Origin of the sequence: Streptomyces sp. NPDC048291, assembly GCF_043201715.1 — a bacterium.
In the GTDB taxonomy this organism is placed as follows: domain Bacteria; phylum Actinomycetota; class Actinomycetes; order Streptomycetales; family Streptomycetaceae; genus Streptomyces.
The window spans coordinates 34,802-53,801 of record NZ_JBICZC010000002.1; the positions used below are offsets into that span (position 1 = coordinate 34,802).

At 72.3% G+C, this 19,000-nt stretch carries 11 protein-coding genes; 5 read left to right on the forward strand and 6 right to left on the reverse strand.

The genetic code is table 11. From position 1 onward, the window contains the following. Positions 1-148: 148 nt before the first annotated feature. Together ppdK and ACGF5O_RS04505 are read right to left on the reverse strand one after the other, a co-directional pair. On the reverse strand, positions 149-2,869 hold the full coding sequence (gene ppdK / locus ACGF5O_RS04500) for a pyruvate, phosphate dikinase (RefSeq protein WP_393808444.1): 2,721 nt from the start codon (positions 2,867-2,869) through the stop codon (positions 149-151). A 420-nt stretch (positions 2,870-3,289) separates the two neighbouring features. After that, positions 3,290-4,510, reverse strand: coding sequence for an ROK family protein (locus ACGF5O_RS04505; RefSeq protein WP_393808445.1), 1,221 nt, complete (start codon positions 4,508-4,510; stop codon positions 3,290-3,292). Positions 4,511-4,630: 120 nt separating this feature from the next. Between ACGF5O_RS04505 and ACGF5O_RS04510 the strand changes: the two genes are divergently transcribed. The 3 genes from ACGF5O_RS04510 (at position 4,631) to ACGF5O_RS04520 (ending at position 10,718) form a co-directional block, all read left to right on the forward strand. After that, a complete protein-coding gene (locus tag ACGF5O_RS04510; RefSeq protein WP_393808446.1) occupies positions 4,631-6,097 on the forward strand; it encodes a hypothetical protein in 1,467 nt (488 codons plus the stop codon). Between the two features lie 64 nt (positions 6,098-6,161). Next, entirely contained in the window at positions 6,162-8,099 is a 1,938-nt protein-coding gene (locus ACGF5O_RS04515; protein WP_393808447.1) for a glycogen debranching N-terminal domain-containing protein, read from the forward strand. 1,047 nt (positions 8,100-9,146) lie between these two features. Further along, positions 9,147-10,718 (forward strand): sulfatase-like hydrolase/transferase, encoded by a 1,572-nt coding sequence (locus ACGF5O_RS04520; protein ID WP_393808959.1) that lies wholly within the window; start codon positions 9,147-9,149, stop codon positions 10,716-10,718. Positions 10,719-10,916: 198 nt separating this feature from the next. On the opposite strand, the gene dusB is transcribed toward ACGF5O_RS04520, so the two are convergent. Further along, positions 10,917-12,059, reverse strand: coding sequence for a tRNA dihydrouridine synthase DusB (gene dusB / locus ACGF5O_RS04525; RefSeq protein WP_393808448.1), 1,143 nt, complete (start codon positions 12,057-12,059; stop codon positions 10,917-10,919). A gap of 98 nt (positions 12,060-12,157) precedes the next feature. On the opposite strand from dusB, the gene ACGF5O_RS04530 reads away from it, so the two are divergent. Then, the gene (locus ACGF5O_RS04530) at positions 12,158-13,609 is read left to right on the forward strand and encodes an MFS transporter (RefSeq protein ID WP_393808449.1); all 1,452 of its coding nucleotides are present in this window, start codon (positions 12,158-12,160) and stop codon (positions 13,607-13,609) included. A 45-nt stretch (positions 13,610-13,654) separates the two neighbouring features. On the opposite strand, the gene ACGF5O_RS04535 is transcribed toward ACGF5O_RS04530, so the two are convergent. Further along, entirely contained in the window at positions 13,655-14,059 is a 405-nt protein-coding gene (locus ACGF5O_RS04535; protein WP_393808450.1) for an SCO4225 family membrane protein, read from the reverse strand. Positions 14,060-14,130: 71 nt separating this feature from the next. Then, positions 14,131-15,045: a helix-turn-helix transcriptional regulator gene (locus ACGF5O_RS04540; protein ID WP_393808451.1), complete on the reverse strand. Its 915-nt coding sequence runs from the start codon at positions 15,043-15,045 to the stop codon at positions 14,131-14,133. A gap of 100 nt (positions 15,046-15,145) precedes the next feature. On the opposite strand from ACGF5O_RS04540, the gene ACGF5O_RS04545 reads away from it, so the two are divergent. Then, positions 15,146-16,573 carry an MFS transporter gene (locus ACGF5O_RS04545; protein WP_393808452.1) on the forward strand — a complete coding sequence of 476 codons (1,428 nt, stop codon included), beginning with the start codon at positions 15,146-15,148 and terminating at the stop codon, positions 16,571-16,573. A 93-nt stretch (positions 16,574-16,666) separates the two neighbouring features. Here ACGF5O_RS04545 and ACGF5O_RS04550 read toward each other — a convergent pair whose 3' ends face one another. Then, the gene (locus tag ACGF5O_RS04550) at positions 16,667-18,922 is read right to left on the reverse strand and encodes a SpoIIE family protein phosphatase (RefSeq protein ID WP_393808453.1); all 2,256 of its coding nucleotides are present in this window, start codon (positions 18,920-18,922) and stop codon (positions 16,667-16,669) included. Positions 18,923-19,000: the final 78 nt, after the last annotated feature.

Here is a 19,000-nt window from a genome sequence, read left to right on the forward strand (position 1 = left end):
CCGGGCCGCTCTCCTGGCCACACGCGAAGGGGCGGCACCCCCGCACAGGGTGCCGCCCCTCTTTTTGCGTGCCGGGGCCGCCGGCCATCGGTCTTGAGGGTCGGGGACGGACGGCGGGCCCGGGGTTCGGGGAAGGTCTACGAAGGGGTCAGCGGTGGTCGCTTCCCGTCGACTGGGTTGCCGCGCGGCCTGCCTCCAGGCGGGCCACCGGGATGCGGAACGGGCTGCAGGAGACGTAGTCCAGGCCCACCTCGTGGAAGAAGTGGACGGACTCCGGGTCGCCGCCGTGTTCGCCGCAGACGCCGAGTTTGAGGTCGGGGCGGGTGGCGCGGCCGGCCTTCGCCGCGGCGGCGACCAGGGAGCCGACGCCGTCGCGGTCGATCGTCTCGAAGGGGGAGACGCCGAAGATGCCCTTCTCCAGGTAGGCGGTGAAGAAGGAGGCCTCGACGTCGTCGCGGCTGAAGCCCCACACCGTCTGGGTCAGGTCGTTGGTGCCGAAGGAGAAGAACTCCGCCGCCTCGGCGATCTGGCCGGCCGTCAGGGCGGCCCGCGGGAGTTCGATCATCGTGCCGATGGAGAGCTTGAGGCTGGTGCCGGTCGCCGCCTCGACCTCCGCGATGACCTGGTCGGCCTCCTCCCGGACGATCTCCAGCTCCTGGACCGTGCCGACCAGCGGGATCATGATCTCGGCGCGCGGGTCGCCCTTGGCGTTCTTGCGTTCCGCCGCGGCCTCGGCGATCGCGCGGACCTGCATGGTGAACAGGCCGGGGATGACCAGGCCGAGGCGTACGCCGCGCAGGCCGAGCATCGGGTTCTGCTCGTGCAGGCGGTGGACCGCCTGGAGGAGGCGGAGTTCGTTCTCGTGCGGCTCCTGGCGGGACTCGGCCAGGGCCACGCGGACCGAGAGCTCCGTGATGTCGGGGAGGAACTCGTGCAGCGGCGGGTCGAGCAGGCGGACCGTCACAGGGAGGCCGTCCATCGCCGAGAAGAGTTCGACGAAATCCTTCTTCTGGAGGGGGAGCAGGGCCCGCAGGGACTCCTCGCGGTCCTCCTGGGTGTCCGCCAGGATCAGGCGTTCCACCAGTTCGCGGCGGTCGCCGAGGAACATGTGCTCGGTGCGGCACAGACCGATGCCCTGGGCGCCGAAGCGGCGGGCGCGCAGCGCGTCCTCGGCGTTGTCGGCGTTGGCGCGCACCCGCAGCCGGCGCTTGCGGTCGGCGAAGGCCATGATGCGGTGGACCGCCTCGACCAGTTCGTCGGCGTCCTGGGCGCCCGCGTGCATCCGGCCCTCGAAGTACTCGACGACCGGGGAGGGTACGACGGGTACCTCGCCCAGGTAGACCTTGCCGGAGGAGCCGTCGATGGAGATGACGTCGCCCTCCTCGACCACGTGGCCGCCGGGGACGGTCATGCGGCGGCGCTTGGTGTCGACTTCCAGTTCCTCCGCGCCGCAGACGCAGGTCTTGCCCATGCCCCGCGCGACGACGGCCGCGTGGGAGGTCTTGCCGCCCCGGGAGGTGAGGATGCCCTCCGCGGCGATCATGCCGTCCAGGTCGTCGGGGTTGGTCTCGCGGCGGACCAGGATGACCTTCTCGCCCGAGCGGGACCACTTGACGGCGGTGTAGGAGTCGAAGACCGCCTTGCCCACCGCGGCGCCGGGCGAGGCGGCGATGCCGCGGCCGACCTGCTCGGTCTTCGCCTGCTCGTCGAAGCGGGGGAACATCAGCTGGGCGAGCTGGGCGCCGGTGACGCGCTGGAGGGCTTCGGTCTCGTCGATCAGGCCCTGGTCGACCAGCTGGGTCGCGATACGGAAGGCGGCGCCCGCGGTGCGCTTGCCGACGCGGGTCTGGAGCATCCACAGCTGACCGCGCTCGATCGTGAACTCGATGTCGCAGAGGTCCTTGTAGTGGTTCTCCAGCGTCTCCATGATCTGCATCAGCTGGTCGTACGACTTCTTGTCGATGTTCTCCAGCTCGGCCAGCGGGACCGTGTTGCGGATGCCCGCGACCACGTCCTCGCCCTGGGCGTTCTGGAGGTAGTCGCCGTAGACGCCCTGGTGGCCGGAGGCGGGGTCGCGGGTGAAGGCGACGCCGGTGCCGGAGTCCGGGCCGAGGTTGCCGAAGACCATCGAGCAGACGTTGACGGCCGTGCCGAGGTCGCCGGGGATGCGCTCCTGGCGGCGGTAGAGCTTGGCGCGGTCGGTGTTCCAGGAGTCGAAGACCGCGCGGATCGCGAGGTCCATCTGCTCGCGCGGGTCCTGCGGGAAGTCCCGGCCGGCCTCGGTCTTGACGATCTTCTTGAACCGGGTGACCAGCTTCTTGAGGTCGGCCGCCTCCAGCTCCGTGTCGACGGTGACCTGCTTGGCCTCCTTCGCCGCGTCCAGCGCCTCCTCGAAGAGCTCGCCGTCGACGCCGAGGACCGTCTTGCCGAACATCTGGATGAGGCGGCGGTAGGAGTCCCACGCGAAGCGGTCGTCGCCGGCCTGCTTGGCGAGGCCCTGCACGGACTTGTCGGAGAGGCCGATGTTCAGGACCGTGTCCATCATGCCGGGCATGGAGAACTTGGCGCCGGAGCGGACCGAGACCAGGAGCGGGTTGTCGGCCTGGCCGAGCTTCTTGCCCATCCGCTCTTCGAGGGCTTCGAGGTGCGCACTCACCTCGTCACGGAGTGCCGCCGGTTCCTCGCCGCTGTCGAGGTAGACCTTGCAGGCGTCGGTCGTGATGGTGAAGCCGGGGGGAACGGGGAGCCCCAGGTTGGTCATCTCGGCGAGGTTCGCGCCCTTGCCGCCCAAGAGGTCCTTGAGGTCTTTGTTTCCCTCGGTGAAGTCGTAAACGAACTTCACGCCGTGGGGTTCTTTGTTTTCCGACACGGGTCTCGACTCCCTCGAGGACTCGGTGGCTGCCCTGACGGGCAGGAACATACCCAGATCGAAGGCGCCTGGGTACGTCTACTTGCGTGTCATGCGCCCGTAACCAGTCGTCCGCCACCGGATCGAAAGTCAAAGCTTGGCAAGCGAAGACCGGCTCGTGTTTTCACTTCTTGAACACAAGACCGCTCAGCACCGCACCTTTCCGCTCACTTGAGCGGCTATACCGCACACCTGATTTCGATCGATGAACGATCAAAGGGTGGCACCCAGTGCCACCCCTTGGAGAAGTGCAGTCGCCCATGATCCGCTCATCTGAGCGCAACCCTTATCAAGGGTGGCGAGAATCACGCTGCCACAGACCGCCGGAGTTCACCATGCGGACGCGGGGACGGACACCACAACCCACCGGAAACGCCCCGGTCACACGCCCAGCGCCAGCAACCGCTCCTCGACCCGCTCCGGCGCGTACAGGTGCTCCACGACCAGGGCGCCGGCCCCTATCAGACCGGCCCGCTCCCCCAGCCGGGACGTCACGACGTCCAGATGAGCGGTGGAGCGGGGCAGGGCCCGCTGGTAGAGCAGCTCGCGGACGCCGGTGAGGAACGGGGTGCCCGCCAGGTCGCCCGCGATCATCAGGACGCCCGGGTTGAGGAGGGTCACGACCGTCGCCAGCACGTCCCCGACCAGGCGGCCGGCCTCCCGGGCCAGTGCGGCCGCCTCCGGGTGGCCCGAGGCGAGCAGGTCGCGCACGTCCGAGCCGGAGGCGGCCGGGATCCCCGCCTCCGCCAGCCGCCGGGCCACGGCACCGCCGCTGGCGACGGCGGCGAGACAGCCGTACGAACCGCACCGGCACTGGGCCTCCGCGCCCACCCTGATGTGGCCGATGTCCCCGGCGCCGCCGTCGACGCCCCGGAAGATGGAGCCGTCCACCACGACCCCGGCGCCGATACCCGTCGAGACCTTGACGAGGACGAACGCCGAGCAGTCCGGGTATCCGGTGCGCTGCTCCCCGTACGCCATCAGGTTCGCGTCGTTGTCGACCAGGACCGGCACGGCCGGCGCGCCGGTCTGTTGCGTGAACGCCCTGGCCAGGCGGCCCCTTATGTCGTAGCCGTCCCAGCCGGGCATGATCGGCGGCTGGACGACCCGGCCGGTCTCGGTGTCGACGGGGCCCGGTACCGCGAGGCCGATCCCGCACACCTCCGTCGCGCGGTGGCCGGCCTTCTCCAGCAACTCGGCGAACCAGCCGCCGAGTTCGGCCAGTACGGCCTCGGGGCCGTCCTGGATGACCGGGGTGCCGGAGTGCTCGGCGAGGATCTCGCCGGTGAGCGTGAGCACGGCGGCGCGGGCGTGCCGGGTGTCCAGGTCGGCGGCGAGGACGACCGCGTGGGAGTCGTCGAACTCGAGGGTGATGGAGGGGCGTCCGCCCAGCGGGGAGTCGACCGGGCCGCCGGCGCCCTCGCGCAGCCAGCCGGCCCGGAACAGCCGGTCCAGGCGGTGGCCGACGGTCGCGCGGGAGAGCCCGGTGGCCTGCTGGAGCGCGCCGCGCGTCACGGCCCGCCCGTTGCGCACGAGTTCGAGCAGATCTCCGGCGCTCGCCTGTCCGCCGCCCTTGCCGGTCCTGCCGGGACGTCCGGTCATGCGCACCCCCTTGTGTTTCTCAAGCTTGCATTACATATTGAGTTTTGCGTGTTAAATAGACGTAACCCTACGGTAGCCACTGCCAAACCCGGCCGGCCGGACGTCTTCGGGGAGTCCCGAGTGGATCGCACTGCCCAGCTCACCAGCCATGCGCTCGATCGCGGTATTGCATACGATCCGCCGCCCGCCCGCGCCGCCACCAGCGCCGGCGCACGACGGTCGCTGCACGTCAGGGCCGCACAGGTGCTCGACGAGAACTGGACCGGCGGTTCGACCGTGCCCTCCCGGAGCCTGTATCCGCACCAGTGGTCGTGGGACTCGGCGTTCATCGCGATCGGCCTCAGGCACCTCTCGCCGCTGCGCGCGCAGACGGAGCTGGAGACACTGCTGGCCGCCCAGTGGGGCGACGGGCGGATCCCGCACATCGTGTTCAACCCCTCCGTGCCCCTCGACGCGTACTTCCCGAGCCCCGACTTCTGGCGCTCCTCGACCGCGGGGCGCGCTGCGGGCGCCCCGCGCACCGTACAGACCTCCGGGATCGTGCAGCCACCGGTGCACGCGCTGGCGGCCTGGCTGGTGCACCTCGCCGATCCGGGCCTGTCGCGGGCGCGCGGCTTCCTGGCCGGCGTCTACCCGCGCCTGGCCGCCTGGCACCGCTACCTGCTGCACCGGCGCGACCTGGGCGGGGGCGGGCTGGCCTCGGTCGTGCACCCCTGGGAACAGGGTATGGACAACAGCCCCTGCTGGGACGCCCCGCTGGCCCGGGTCGCGCCCGCCCCGGCCCGCTCCTTCCGCCGCGCCGACCTGGACCACGGCGCCGCCGAGGACCGGCCGACGGACCTGGACTACGGGCGGTACGTGCGGCTGGCGGCCGACTACCGGGACGCCGGATACACCGACCGGACCAGGGACTTCGCCGTCGAGGACCCCGCGTTCAACGCGCTGCTCATCGCCTCCGAGCACGCCCTCGCCCGCATCGCGCGGGAGCTGGGCGCGCCCGGCACGGCCCGGCACGCGCGCGCGGAGCGGCTGACGGCGGCGCTGGTGGACCGGCTGTGGGACCCGGAGAAGGAGATCTTCCTCTGCCGGGACCTGCGGGGCGGCGAGGGCGGCTCACTCGTCCCCGAGCGCGGGGTCTCCGGGCTGGTCCCGCTGCTGCTGCCCGGCCTGCCGCGGGAGGTCGTCGCCGCGCTCGTGCGCACGCTGGAGGGCCCGCACTTCGGCACCGGGTCCGGCCTTGTGCCCAGTTACGACCTGCTCGGCGAGGCCTTCGACCCGCACCGCTACTGGCGCGGGCCCGCCTGGTTCAACACCGGCTGGCTGCTGGAGCGGGGGCTGCGCGAGCACGGCGAGCGGGAGCGGGCGGACGCGCTCGCCGAGGCGGTCGTACGGACCGCCGACGCGAGCGGGTTCGCCGAGTACGTCGACCCGTACACCGGCGAGGCGTGCGGCGCGACCGGGTTCAGCTGGACCGCGGCGCTCGCGCTGGACCTGCACCACCGGCGGCACGCGGCCCCGCATGACACACCGCACGACACACCGCGTGAAGAGCCACATAACGAACGTCAAAATCTGCACAAGAGCTGACAAAACGGGGTGTCCTCGGCGGACACCGCACGTTCGACCAGAGGAACGAAGGAGGGGACCGGGGATGACGGACCGGCATCATCTGCTCGTGCACGGCACGACGTTCGCGGCCGTGGACGACCGCGGCGACATCAGCGGCGTGCGGGGCGGCGGCTCCCCGGACGGGTTATTCGTACGGGACGCCCGGCACCTCAGCCGCTGGCAGCTGACGGTCGACGGGGCGCTGCCCGAGGTGCTCACGCCGGTCGCCGACGGGGACGGCACGCGCTGTGTCCTGGTCCCGCGCGGGGGCCGCCAGGAACCGCCGGCGCACACGCTCTTCCGGGAACAGGCCGTCGGCGACGGCTCGTTCGTCGAGTCCCTGCGGGTCACCAGCAACCGTCCGGTGCCGACCACGATCCGGCTCGCGATCACCGCCGACGCCGACTTCACCGACCAGTTCGAACTCCGCGCCGACCACCGCACCTACACCAAGGCCGGCGCCGTCCGCTCCCGTCAGGTCCTCGACGACGGGCTGGAGTTCGGCTACCGCCGCGGCGAGTGGCGGTCCTGTACGGCGATCACCGCCGAGCCGGCCCCGGACGGTGTGGAGGAGACCGGCACCGGCGCCCGGCGGATGGTGTGGACGCTGGAGCTGGAGCCGCACGGCACCACCGAGCTGCTGGTCCGGGTGATCGCACGCCCGCACGGCGACCGGCGGGCGCTGCGGGTGCCCCGTGACCCGGCCGCGCTGAACGAACAACTCCTGGCGCTGGAGGGCGAGTTCGTGGAGGGCGTGGCCTTCCCGACGGGCTGGCCTGAGCTGGCGGCGGCCTGCGCCCGCGGCCTCTCCGACCTCGCCGCGCTCCAGGTGCCGGCCACCGGACCGGACGGCGAGGAGCTCAGGGTCCCGGCGGCCGGGGCCCCCTGGTTCCTCACCCTGCTCGGCCGCGACGCCCTCCTCACCTCGCTCTTCGCCCTCCCCTACCGGCCCCGGCTGGCCGCCGCCACGCTGCCGGCCCTCGCCGCCACCCAGGCCACCGAGACCGGCGCGCACTCCGTGGCGCAGCCCGGGAAGATCGTCCACGAGGTACGGCACGGGGAGCTGGCCCACTTCGGGCAGGTGCCGTACGGGCGTTACTACGGCTCGGTCGACGCGACACCGCTGTTCCTGATCCTGCTCGGCGCGTACGTGGAGCAGACCGGGGACGTCGGTATGGCCCGGCGGCTCGAACGCCACGCGCGCGCCGCCGTCGGCTGGATGCTCGACCACGGCGGTCTGACCTCGCGCGGCTACCTGGTCTACCGCGCGGACAAGGGCGGCCTCGCCAACCAGAACTGGAAGGACTCCCCCGGCGCCATCTGTTCCGCCGACGGCAGCCGGCCGATGGGAACCGTGATGGCGGCGGGGGCCCAGGGGTACGCGTACGACGCGCTGCGCCGGACGGCGTGGCTGGCGCGGACGGTGTGGGCCGACGAGACGTACGCGGCGCTGCTCGAACAGGCGGCCGGTGATCTGCGGGACCGGTTCCAGCAGGACTTCTGGATGCGGGACGCGTCCTTCCCCGCGCTCGCCCTCGACGGGGAGGGCCGGCAGGTCGACGCGCTCGCCTCGGACGCCGGGCATCTGCTCTGGTCCGGGCTGCTGGACAAGGAGTACGGGGAGGTGGTCGGGCGGCGGCTGCTGGAGCCGGACTTCTTCTCCGGGTGGGGGGTGCGGACGCTGGCCGCGGGGCAGGCGGCGTACCACCCGCTGTCGTACCACCGCGGGTCGGTGTGGCCGCACGACAACGCGCTGATCGCGCTGGGGCTGGCGCGGTACGGGCTGCACGACGAGGCGCGGGCCGTGGCCCACGGGCTGGTGGACGCGGCGACGGCGGGCGGGCACCGGTTGCCGGAGGTGCTGGCCGGGTACGGGCGGGATTCGCACCCGGAGCCGGTGCCGTATCCGCATGCGTGCGTGCGGGAGTCCCGGTCGGCGGCGGCTCCGTTGGCGTTGCTCACGGCGGTGGGCGGGGCGTAGGAGGGGGGCGTGGGTCGGGTGCGGGTGCGGGTCCGGGTGCGTGGGGGCTGGTCGCGCCCACGCGGCGGAGCCGCAATTCAACGCAGCCCCGCGCCCCTTACGGGGCGCTGCCGGATGCTGTGTTTGCCCGGTGTTTGCCGAATGGCCTGAACACGGACCTAAAGAGGGCCGTACGGAAATGTGGCGGGTTCGGCCTCCGAGCGTTGGCCCGCATCCGTTTCACGGGTCTCGCACGGAAGGACCTCCGGGTTGTCTCAGCACACGAGCATTCGCCAGCCATCGGACACGCCGTCCGGGGCGTCCGAACGCGAAGCCCCGCCGGAGGAGTCCCAGGCAGTGAAGTCCGAGCGGGAAGCGGCCTCCGAGGCGCCCGGGACTCCCAAGCCCGAGCCCGCCGCCGAGGCCATGTCGACCTCCGGGGACGAGTCGAGCGACGCCGCGTCCGAAGCCGAGACCACGTCTGAGGCCGACCCCGAGTCCATAGCCGCCGCCAGGACAGAAGCCGGATCCGAAGCAGAAGCCGAAGCTGAAGCTGAAGCTGAAGCTGAAACCGCGAACAAATCCGAGGGCGAACCCGAGGGCGGCGCAACCGGCGAGACCGACGCCGCTTCCGAGGCCGACTCCGAGTCCATAGCCGCCGCCAAGACCAAAGCCGGATCCGAAGCAGAAGCCGAGGGCGAACCCGAGGGCGACGCCACCGGCGAGACCGCCGACGCCGCTTCCGAGGCCGACTCCGGATCCGAGGCCGAGGCCGCCGTCGAGACCAGGCCCGAGGGCGAAGCTGAAGCCGCCTCCGGTCCCGGAACCGGCTCCGAGGACGAGAGCGGTCCCGAGGTCGTCGCTGAAGTCGAGCCGGAGCCCGGATCCGCCGACGTGCCCGGAAGCTCCGCCGAACCGGCCACCGACGCCCCCCGCCCGCGGCGGCGCGGCTGGGCCGCCTGGAGCGGGCGGGTTCAGGGGTGGCGGGAGGCGCATCCCGGGGCTGCCTCGGCCCTGTCGATCGGTGTGTCCGTGCTCTGTGCGGCGCTCGTGATCGGAGCGCTGGTGATGCCGAACACCGTGGTCGAGCTGGGGCCCGCGAAGTTCGTGCGGCTGCCGTCCGAGGGAATCATCGCGGCGGCCGTCGCGCTGGCCCTGCCCCGGCGGCCCCGGATCGTGCTGGCCGCCGTGTTCGGTGTGGTGCTGGGCGCGCTGACCCTGGTCAACGCCCTCGACATGGGGTTCAAGCAGTACCTGGGCCGGAGCTTCAACGCCATCCTGGACTGGAGCCTGCTCGGCGACGCGGAGTCGTACCTGGAGGACACGCTGGGCCGGACGGCCACCCTCGCGGTCAGCGTCGGTGCCGTCGTCCTCGTGCTGCTGATCTTCGTGCTGCTCGCGCTGGCGACGGTGCGGCTGAGCAACCTGCTCGCCCGGCACCCCGGTCGGGCCACCCGCGGCACGCTGATCGCCGGTGTCGTCTGGATCACCTGCTCCTCCTTCGGCGTCCAGCTCGCCGGCGGTGTGCCGCTCGCGGCCGACAGCACCGCGACCACGCTGGAGATCAAGGCCCGTCAGGTGAAGGACACCCTGCACGACGAGGCGGAGTTCCGGAAGGTCGCGAAGGTGGACGCCTTCGGGAACACCCCGCCCGACCAGCTGCTGACCAGCCTGCGCGGCAAGGACGTGGTCTTCACGTTCATCGAGAGCTACGGCCGCAGCGCCATCGAGGACCCGATCGAGGCACCCGGCGTCGACAGCACCCTCGCCGTGCGGACCGCGGCCCTCGCCAAGGCCGGCTTCCACGCGAAGAGCGGCTGGCTGACGTCGGCGACGTACGGCGGCAGCAGCTGGCTCGGGCACTCCACGACCATGTCGGGGCTGTGGGTGAGCAACCAGCAGCGCTACCGGACCGTGATGGCGAGCGACCACCTGAGCATCACCAAGGCGTTCAAGAAGACCGGTGACTTCGACACGGTCGGCGTGATGCCGGGTATCCAGAAGGGCTGGCCGGAGCAGAGCTACTACGGCCTCGACAAGGTCTACAACGCCTTCCAGCTCGGCTACAAGGGGCCGAAGTTCAGCTGGTCGACGATGCCCGACCAGTACGCGCTGCAGCAGTTCCAGGACCGGGTGCACAGCAAGAAGCCGGCCGACGGCAAGTCCCGGATGTCGTTCGTGATCCTGACCTCCAGCCACCAGCCGTGGGCGCCGATCCCGAAGATGGTGCCGTGGGACCAGCTGGGCGACGGTTCGATCTTCGACGCGATCCAGAAGGCCGGCAACAAGGCGTCCGACGTCATCGCCGACACCACCAAGTCCCGCCAGGAGTACGGCAAGTCGGTCCAGTACTCGGTGACCGCGCTCACCGAGTGGCTGGAGCGCTACGGCAACGACGACACGGTGCTCGTCTTCCTCGGCGACCACCAGCCGATCGCCCGGGTCAGCGGCAACCATGCCAGCCGTGACGTGCCGATCTCGATCGTCGCCAAGGACCCGAAGGTGCTTGACGCGATCGACTCCTGGAACTGGACGGACGGGCTGCGCCCTGCGCACGACGCGCCGGTGTGGAAGATGAGCGCGTTCCGCGACAAGTTCCTGACGGCGTACGGGTCGACTCCGCACCCGAAGACCAACTGAGCGTCCGCCGGAAGTACCGCGATGGCGTCGTCGTTCGGCCGCGGCGCCGTCGCGGCTCGTCGCGCAGTTCCCCGCGCCCCTTGAGGGGCGCGCTCAGCCGCCGGAAGTGTCCGGTCCCGTAGACGGAAGTACGAGTCGTTCGGCCGCGGCGCCATCGTGGCTCGTCGCGCAGTTCCCCGCGCCCCTTGAGGGGCGCGCTCAGCCGCCGGAGGTGTCCAGTTCTGCTTCCTCGGTGATGCCTGCGCAGTCGTAGGGGTCCTTCAGCCAGCCGTCCGGGAGGACCACGCGGTTGTTGCCGGAGGTGCGGCCGCGGGGGCCGTCGGCGCCGGTGGGCCAGGGCTGGTCGAGGTCGAGTTCGTCGAGGCCGGCGCGGAGGTCGGCCAGCGAGGACGTGATGGCGAGCTTCTTGCGCATCTCGCTGCCGACCGCGAAGCCCTTGAGGTACCAGGCGACGTGCTTGCGGAAGTCGACGACGCCCTTGGACTCGTCGCCGAGCCACTCGCCGAGCAGGGTCGCGTGCCGGACCATGATGTCGGCGACCTCGCGGAGGACCGGCTTGAGGACATCCTGCGGGCGGCTCTCGAAGGCGGCGACCAGGTCCGCGAAGAGCCACGGCCGGCCCAGGCAGCCGCGGCCGACGACCACGCCGTCGCAGCCGGTCTCCCGGACCATCCTGAGCGCGTCCTCGGCCGACCAGATGTCGCCGTTGCCGAGGACGGGGATCTCCGGGACGTGCTCCTTCAGGCGGGCGATGGCCTCCCAGTCGGCGGTGCCGCCGTAGTGCTGGGCGGCGGTGCGGCCGTGCAGCGCGATGGAGGTGACGCCCTCCTCGACGGCGATCCGGCCGGCGTCGAGGTAGGTGATGTGGTCGTCGTCGATGCCCTTGCGCATCTTCATGGTGACCGGCAGGTCTCCGGCGCCGGAGACGGCCTCGCGGAGGATGGCGCGCAGCAGGTTCCGCTTGAAGGGGAGGGCGGAGCCGCCGCCCTTCCTGGTGACCTTCGGGACCGGGCAGCCGAAGTTCAGGTCGATGTGGTCGGCCAGGCCCTCCTCCGCGATCATGCGGACGGCCTTGCCGACGGTGGCCGGGTCGACGCCGTACAGCTGGATGGAGCGGGGCTGCTCGCTCGCGTCGAAGCGGATCAGCTGCATGGTCTTCTCGTTGCGCTCGACCAGCGCCCGGGTCGTGATCATCTCGCTGACGAAGAGCCCCTTGCCCCCGCTGAACTCCCTGCACAGGGTGCGGAAGGGCGCGTTGGTGATCCCCGCCATGGGGGCGAGGACGACCGGCGGCCTGACGGTGTGCGGGCCGATCTGGAGGGGCGACGTGGGCTCGGGCATTCCCCCATTGTCCCGTACCCGGCACGGTGCTCGGCCGGCACGATCATGTATCACTCATTAGTTAGACGCACTATCGAAATGGGCGTACGATGGTACCCATGCCCGAGCTCAGCCACCGCCGCCGCATGCTCGTCCTCGCGATCTGCTGTATGAGCCTGCTCATCGTCAGTCTCGACACGACCGCGCTCAATGTCGGCCTGCCGTCCATGCAGCGCGAACTGCACGCCTCGACGGCGGGCCTGCAGTGGACGATCGACGCGTACACCCTGGTCCTCGCCTCGCTGCTGATGCTCGCCGGTTCCACGGGCGACCGGGTCGGCCGCAAGAAGGTCTTCATGACCGGCCTGGTCGTCTTCTCGATCGGCTCGCTGCTCTGCTCCCTGGCGCCGAACCTGGACTCGCTGATCGCGTTCCGCATGGTCCAGGCGGTGGGCGGCTCGATGCTCAACCCGGTCGCCATGTCGATCATCACCAACACCTTCACCGACCCGCGCGAGCGGGCCCGGGCGATCGGCGTGTGGGGTGCGGTGGTCGGCATATCCATGGCCGCCGGACCGCTGGTCGGCGGCCTGCTCGTGGAGTCGGTCGGCTGGCGGGCGATCTTCTGGGTCAACCTCCCGGTGGGCCTGGCGGCCGTCCTGCTGACGCTCCGCTTCGTACCGGAGTCCCGCGCGCCGAAGGCCCGCCGCCCCGACCCGGTCGGCCAGGTACTGGTCATCGCCCTGTTCGGCTCGCTGACGTACGCGATCATCGAGGCGCCGACGGCGGGCGCGGGCACCGTGCTGCCCTTCGCCGCGGTGGCCGTCGTCGCCCTGGCCGGACTCCTCTGGTTCGAGCCGCGCCGCGAGGAGCCCCTGATCGACCTGCGCTTCTTCCGCTCGGCGCCGTTCAGCGGCGCGACGGTGATCGCGATCAGCGCGTTCGCGTCCCTGGGCGGCTTCCTGTTCCTGTCCACGCTGTACCTGCAGAACGTGCGCGGCCTGGACGCCCTGCACGCGGGCCTGTGGATGCTGCCGATGGCGGTCCCGATGTTCCTGTGCGCCCCGCTCGCCGGCCGCCTGGTCGGCAGCCGGGGTCCGCGGCTGCCGCTGGTGATCGCCGGCGTCGCGATGACCGCGAGCGCGGTCCTGTTCGCCGCGTTCGAGGCGGAGACCTCGGACACCGCCCTCTTCCTCGGCTACGTCCTGTTCGGCATCGGCTTCGGCTTCGTGAACGCCCCCATCACCAACACGGCGGTCTCCGGCATGCCGAGGTCCCAGGCGGGCGTGGCCGCCGCCGTCGCCTCCACCAGCCGCCAGCTGGGCCAGACCCTGGGCGTCGCGGTGATCGGCGCGGTGCTGGCCTCCGGGATCGGCTCGTCGTCGTACGCCGACCGGTTCGTGGACGCCGCCCGCCCCGGCTGGTGGATCCTGGCCGGCTGCGGCCTCGCGGTCCTGCTCCTGGGCGCCGTGACGAACGGCGGCTGGGCCCGCGCCACGGCGGAGCGGGCCGCGGAGCGGCTGGCGGCACCGGAGATCCGCGCGGCCGTGGGGAGCGCGGAGCGCGTCTGAGCGGTCCGCGCTCCCGCCCGCGTACGGCGCGGTCGGCAGGAGCGGTCAGCAGGAGTGGACCGAGCGGCGGTGCCGGGCGAGGACGGCCTGCCGCAGGGCGCCCAGGACCAGGGACTGCAGCAGCGCCGAGACGACGACCGTGCCGACGAAGAACCAGTTCGGGGTGTCCGGGCGCCAGGCCGTCCTGCCGAGCGCCGAGAGCAGCGGGTAGACCGGGAACGTGACCAGGGGCGGCCAGAGCCAGGCGTAGTCGGAGCCGTGGTCGTCCGCGCCGGCGGAGTCGACGGCGGCCTTGGCGATGACGACGGCGACCAGGACCAGGTAGGCCACCGAGAGTCGGTTGGTGAGCATGAGCCGGACAACGGTGCGGGCCGGGCCGGTTTCCATCGTCTTCTCCCCCGTGGCCGGTCGTCGGTACGTCGCTTCCTCGTTCCCTCTCTCCTCCTGCATCGTCGGGGGAGGACGGCGCCCGGGTCCTGAGTACGCGTACTCAGTTGTTCGAACGAATTCCCGTGACCAGGTCAGGAGTTCGGCGTTGCCGCGTCCGCCCGCGCCAGTTCGTGCAGCCGGTCCAGGCGCTCCCGGCTCCCGTCGTCGACCGGGACGTAGGTGACCATCCGCGCCCCGGACGCCGGGTTCAGGAACAGGTCCGTGTGTTCCAGGGTGAGGAGGCCGACGTACGGGTTGAGGAAGTGCTTGGTCCTGGAGCGCAGCTCCACCACCTCGTAGCGCTCCCAGTTCTCGCGGAACTCCGCGGACTCCGCGGCCAGCCGCTTGACCAGCATCTTCCAGGCCGGCTCGGCGAGATGGCCGGCCATGGACGCGCGGAGCTTCGCGGCCATGAGACGGCGGGTCTCCTCCAGGTGCACGATGGAGCGGTGCCACTCCGGGTGGGTGTACACGAGGATCATGCAGTTGCGGTCCTCGGGCGGGACCGCGTCGAGGTCGCACAGCAGCCGGGCGTAGGTGCGGTTGTAGGCGAGGATGTCGTAGCGGCTGTTCTGGACGCAGGCCGGGAGGGGTTCCAGGGCCCGGAGCATCTCCTGCAGCGCCGGGGTGACGCCCGTGCAGCTCGCGGCCGGGGTCGGGTCGACGGCTTCGGCCAGCCGGAAGAGGTGGGCGCGCTCGGTGCCGTCGAGCCGCAGGGTGCGCGCGAGGGCGTCCAGGACCTGGACGGAGACCTGGATGTCCCGGGCCTGTTCCAGCCAGGTGTACCAGGTGACGCCGACCGCGGAGAGCTGCGCGACCTCCTCGCGGCGCAGGCCGGGCGTACGGCGGCGGGTGCCGCGCGGCAGGCCCACCTCCTCCGGGGTGATCCGCTCCCGGCGGCTGCGCAGGAACGCGGCCAGCTCGTGCCGCCGGATGTCCGCGCCCCGGCCCGGGGCGGGGGCCGCGCTCTGCCGGAGGCCCGTCGTCTCCTGCGCCGTCGTCGTCATGGCTCCAGCCTGCCCTGTCGCCGATCCTGTTGCCAGGTACTTCTACTACCAGGACAAGGAGACTCTGGTACCAGTCTCCGGGAGCCCGCAGGCTCGCCCCATGACCGAAACCGCCACCACCGCGACCGTACGGTCCCCGTCCGCGCCACCGGCGCTCGGCGGCCCCGGGCTGTTCACCGTCCTGCTGGCCGCCGCACTCCCCCTCGTCGACTTCTTCATCGTCAACGTCGCCCTGCCCACCATCGGCGCCGACCTGCACGCCGGCGAGGCGCTCCTGGAACTCGTCGTCGCCGGGTACGGCGTCGCCTACGCCGTACTGCTGGTGCTCGGCGGCCGGCTCGGCGACCTGTTCGGGCGCCGCCGGCTCTTCCTCGGCGGCATGGCCGCGTTCGGCCTGACCTCGCTGGCCTGCGGACTCGCACCCAGCGCCTGGACGCTGGTGGCCGCCCGGGTCGCCCAGGGCGCCGCGTCCGCCGCGATGCTCCCGCAGGTCCTCGCCACCATCCAGGCCGCCACCGCCGGCGGCCGGCGCGCCCGGGCCATGAGCCTGTACGGCGCCACCGCCGGGCTCTCCATGGTGGCCGGGCAGATCCTCGGCGGGGTGCTGGTCGCCGCCGACATCGCGGGCACCGGCTGGCGCTCGGTGTTCCTCGTCAACGTGCCGGTCGTGCTCGTCGGGCTGGTGCTCGGCGCCCGGTTCGTGCCGGAGACCAGGTCGCAGAAGCCGGAACCCGTCGACGGACCCGGCACCGTGCTCCTCGCGGCCTCCCTCCTCGCCCTGCTCGCGCCGCTCACCGAGGGCCGGGCGGCCGGCTGGCCGCTGTGGACCTGGCTGTCGCTGGCCGCGTTCCCGGGCGTGGCCGTCGCCTTCTACGCCGTGGAACGCCGCGCCGACCGGGCGGGCCGTACGCCGCTGGTCCCGCCGAGCCTGTTCGAACTCGCCTCGCTGCGCAGGGGCCTGGTGCTGATGCTGCCGTTCTCCATCGGCTTCAGCGGGTTCATGTTCGTGATCGCCGTGGCCCTGCAGAGCGGGGAGCACCTGGGCCCGGTCGCGGCGGGCATGTCGCTCGCCCCGATGGCGGTCGTCTTCCTGTTCGTCTCGCTCGCCGGGCCGCGGCTGATCGCCCGGTACGGCAGCCGGGTGGTGACCGCCGGGTCGGTGATCCAGATGGCCGGCATCGTCCTCATCGTGCTCGCCGTCCGGCGGGACTGGCCGCACCTGGACTTCACCGGGCTGCTGCCCGGGGTCGCGGTCGCCGGCGCCGGCCAGGCCCTGCAACTGCCCAACGTGCTGCGCCTCGTGATGTCGGAGATACCGCCGGCGCGGGCCGGGGTCGGCAGCGGCGTGATGGTCACCACCCAGCAGTCCGCACTCGCCCTCGGCGTGGCCACCCTGGGCACCCTCTTCCTCTCCCTGGTCCCCCACGAGGGCACCCGCGACGCCCTGGTCACCACCCTCCTGGTGCAACTGGGCCTCGCGGTGGTCACCGGTCTGCTCAGCCTGCGGTTGCCTCGGACGGTGGGCTGATCAGCGCCCCATGGGGGCGCGGGGAACTGCGCGACCAGCCACGACGGCGCCGCGGTCGCCGGACGGCGTATCGCGGCACCCCCTGCGGCGCACTCAGCCGGCGGGCCCGCCGAGTTCGAACCACACGATCTTGCCGGTACCCAACCGCGTCGTCCCCCACCGCCGGGCCAGCCGGTGCACCAGGTACAGCCCCCGCCCGTGCTCGTCCGTCGCCTTGGCCTGCCGCAGCCGCGGCAACTGCGGCACGTCGTCGCCGACCTCGCACCGCAGCACGTCGGTCCGCAGCAGCCGAAGGCTGATCGGCCGGGAGGCGTGCCGCACCGCGTTGGTGACGATCTCGCTGACCAGCAGCTCGGCGGTGTCGGTGAGGTCCTCTAGGCCCCAGCCGGCCAGGGCCTGCCGGGTGAGCCGGCGGGCCCGGCCGGGCGCGCCGACCTCCGGTTCCAGGGTCCAGTACGCCACGTCGCTCGGCGCGATGCCGTCGAAGCGGGCGGCGAGCAGCGCGATGTCGTCGTCCCGGTCGCCCGGGCCGAGCATGTCGAGCACCTCGTCGCACAGCGCCTCGAGGGGCGGCGGCCGGTCGGGGCCGGTCAACTGGGCGGTGGCGGCGATCCGTTCGCGCAGCTGCTCGATGCCGGTCCACACGTCGCGCAGCCGGGACTCCACCAGGCCGTCGGTGTAGAGGAGCAGGGTGGCCCCGGTGGGGGCGTCCAGCTCGACCGCCTCGAAGTCGATGCCGCCGACGCCGATCGGGGCGCCCGGCGGCACCGTGAGGACCTCCGTCTTGCCGCCCGGGTGCAGCAGGATGGGCGGCGGGTGGCCGGCGTTGGCGACGGTGATGCGGTGCGAGACGGGGTCGTAGACGACGTACAGGCAGGTGGCCATGCGGTCGGTGCCGAGCCGCTGGGCCTGTTCGTCGAGGTGGTGCAGGACCTCCTGCGGGGGCAGGTCGAGGCCGGCCAGGGTCAGCGCGGTCGTCCGCAACTGGCCCATGACGGCCGCCGAGGTCATGGAATGGCCCATGACGTCGCCGACGACCAGCGCCACCCGGCTGCCGGGCAGCGGGATCGCGTCGTACCAGTCGCCGCCGACCCGTGCCGTCTCGGCGGCCGGCAGGTAGCGGGAGGCGAGCCGGACGCCGGTGGGCCGGGGCAGCGTCTGCGGGAGCATGGCGCGCTGCAGCCGGTCGGCGATGAACGCCTCCCTGCTGTACAGGACGGCCTTGTCGACGCCGAGCGCGGTGTGGGTGGCCAGTTGGGCGGCGACCAGCAGGTCGGCGGGCTCGAACGCCGGGCGCTCGGGGCGGCGCAGGAAGACGACGGCACCGGTGACCCGGCGTCTGCCGCGCAGCGGGGCGAGGATCGCGTGCGAGCCGATCCAGTCGTTCAGCGCGCTGTCGGCGCCGACGAGTTCGCCCAGCGCGGCGCGGGTCGGCGGGGTGTCGGCGAACACCGGCCGGACCCCGCGCAGCACCTCGGCGAGGGCGCCGCCGGGCACCACCTCGCTCCAGTCGGAGGCGTCCAGGTCGTCCTGCTCGTCGTTCACCGTCTCCGCGGGCCAGACCAGATCCTCGGCGCCGGGGCCCTTGAGCCGGTCGGTGCGGCGCAGCCGCAGCACGGCCGGGCCGTTGGGGCGTTCGTCGCCGACGGGCAGCGGGTCGCGCAGGTAGACGAGGGCCGCGTCGGAGTACGTCGGTACGGCGGCCCGGCACAGGCCGAGCACGATCTCGTCGGTGTCGAAGCCGCGGGCGATCCGCCGGGTGGCGGCGCCGACGTAGCGCAGGCGGTCCTCGTCCGGGGCCTTCGGCGCGGCGGGCGGCGCGGCGGCGAGGGCGTCCTCGCGGACGCCGAGCGCGGTCTGCGCGGAGAGCGCGTCGGCCAGGGCGATGTCGTCGTCCACGAAGTCCTCCCGGTCCGGGCGCCGCAGGAACACCGCCACGCCCACGACGGCGTCGGGGGCGCGCAGCGGGGCGAGCAGGACCCGGTTCCCCTGGGGCAGCCGGGTTGCCGTGCCCAGGAGTTCGCGGAGTGCCTCGTCCACGTCGTCCGGGCCGCGGCCACGTGCCCTGCCGCAGCGCAGCAGCGCGGCGAGCGCGCCGTCGGGCGCCACCGGTCTCGACGGCGGGGGCGATCCGCCCATGGCGCCGCCGAGTTCGGCCGGCACTGCGTCCAACTCCAGGCGCTGCGGCTCCGAACCGTCCGGCGGGTGTTCGCCGAGGTACACGAACAGCCCGTCCGCCAGGTCCGGGACCGTCACCCGGTACAGCTCGCGGACGGCCTGGGCCGCGCCCTCGGCGCGCGCGATCCGGCGGCCGGCAACGGCCAGGAAACGTTGAGGATCCGGCAGCATCGCCTCTCCGTGCCGGTGGCCGCTTCACAAGGTCGCTTTCATCTTGAGCCAGGGTCAATTCCCTGTCCAGGGTTTCCG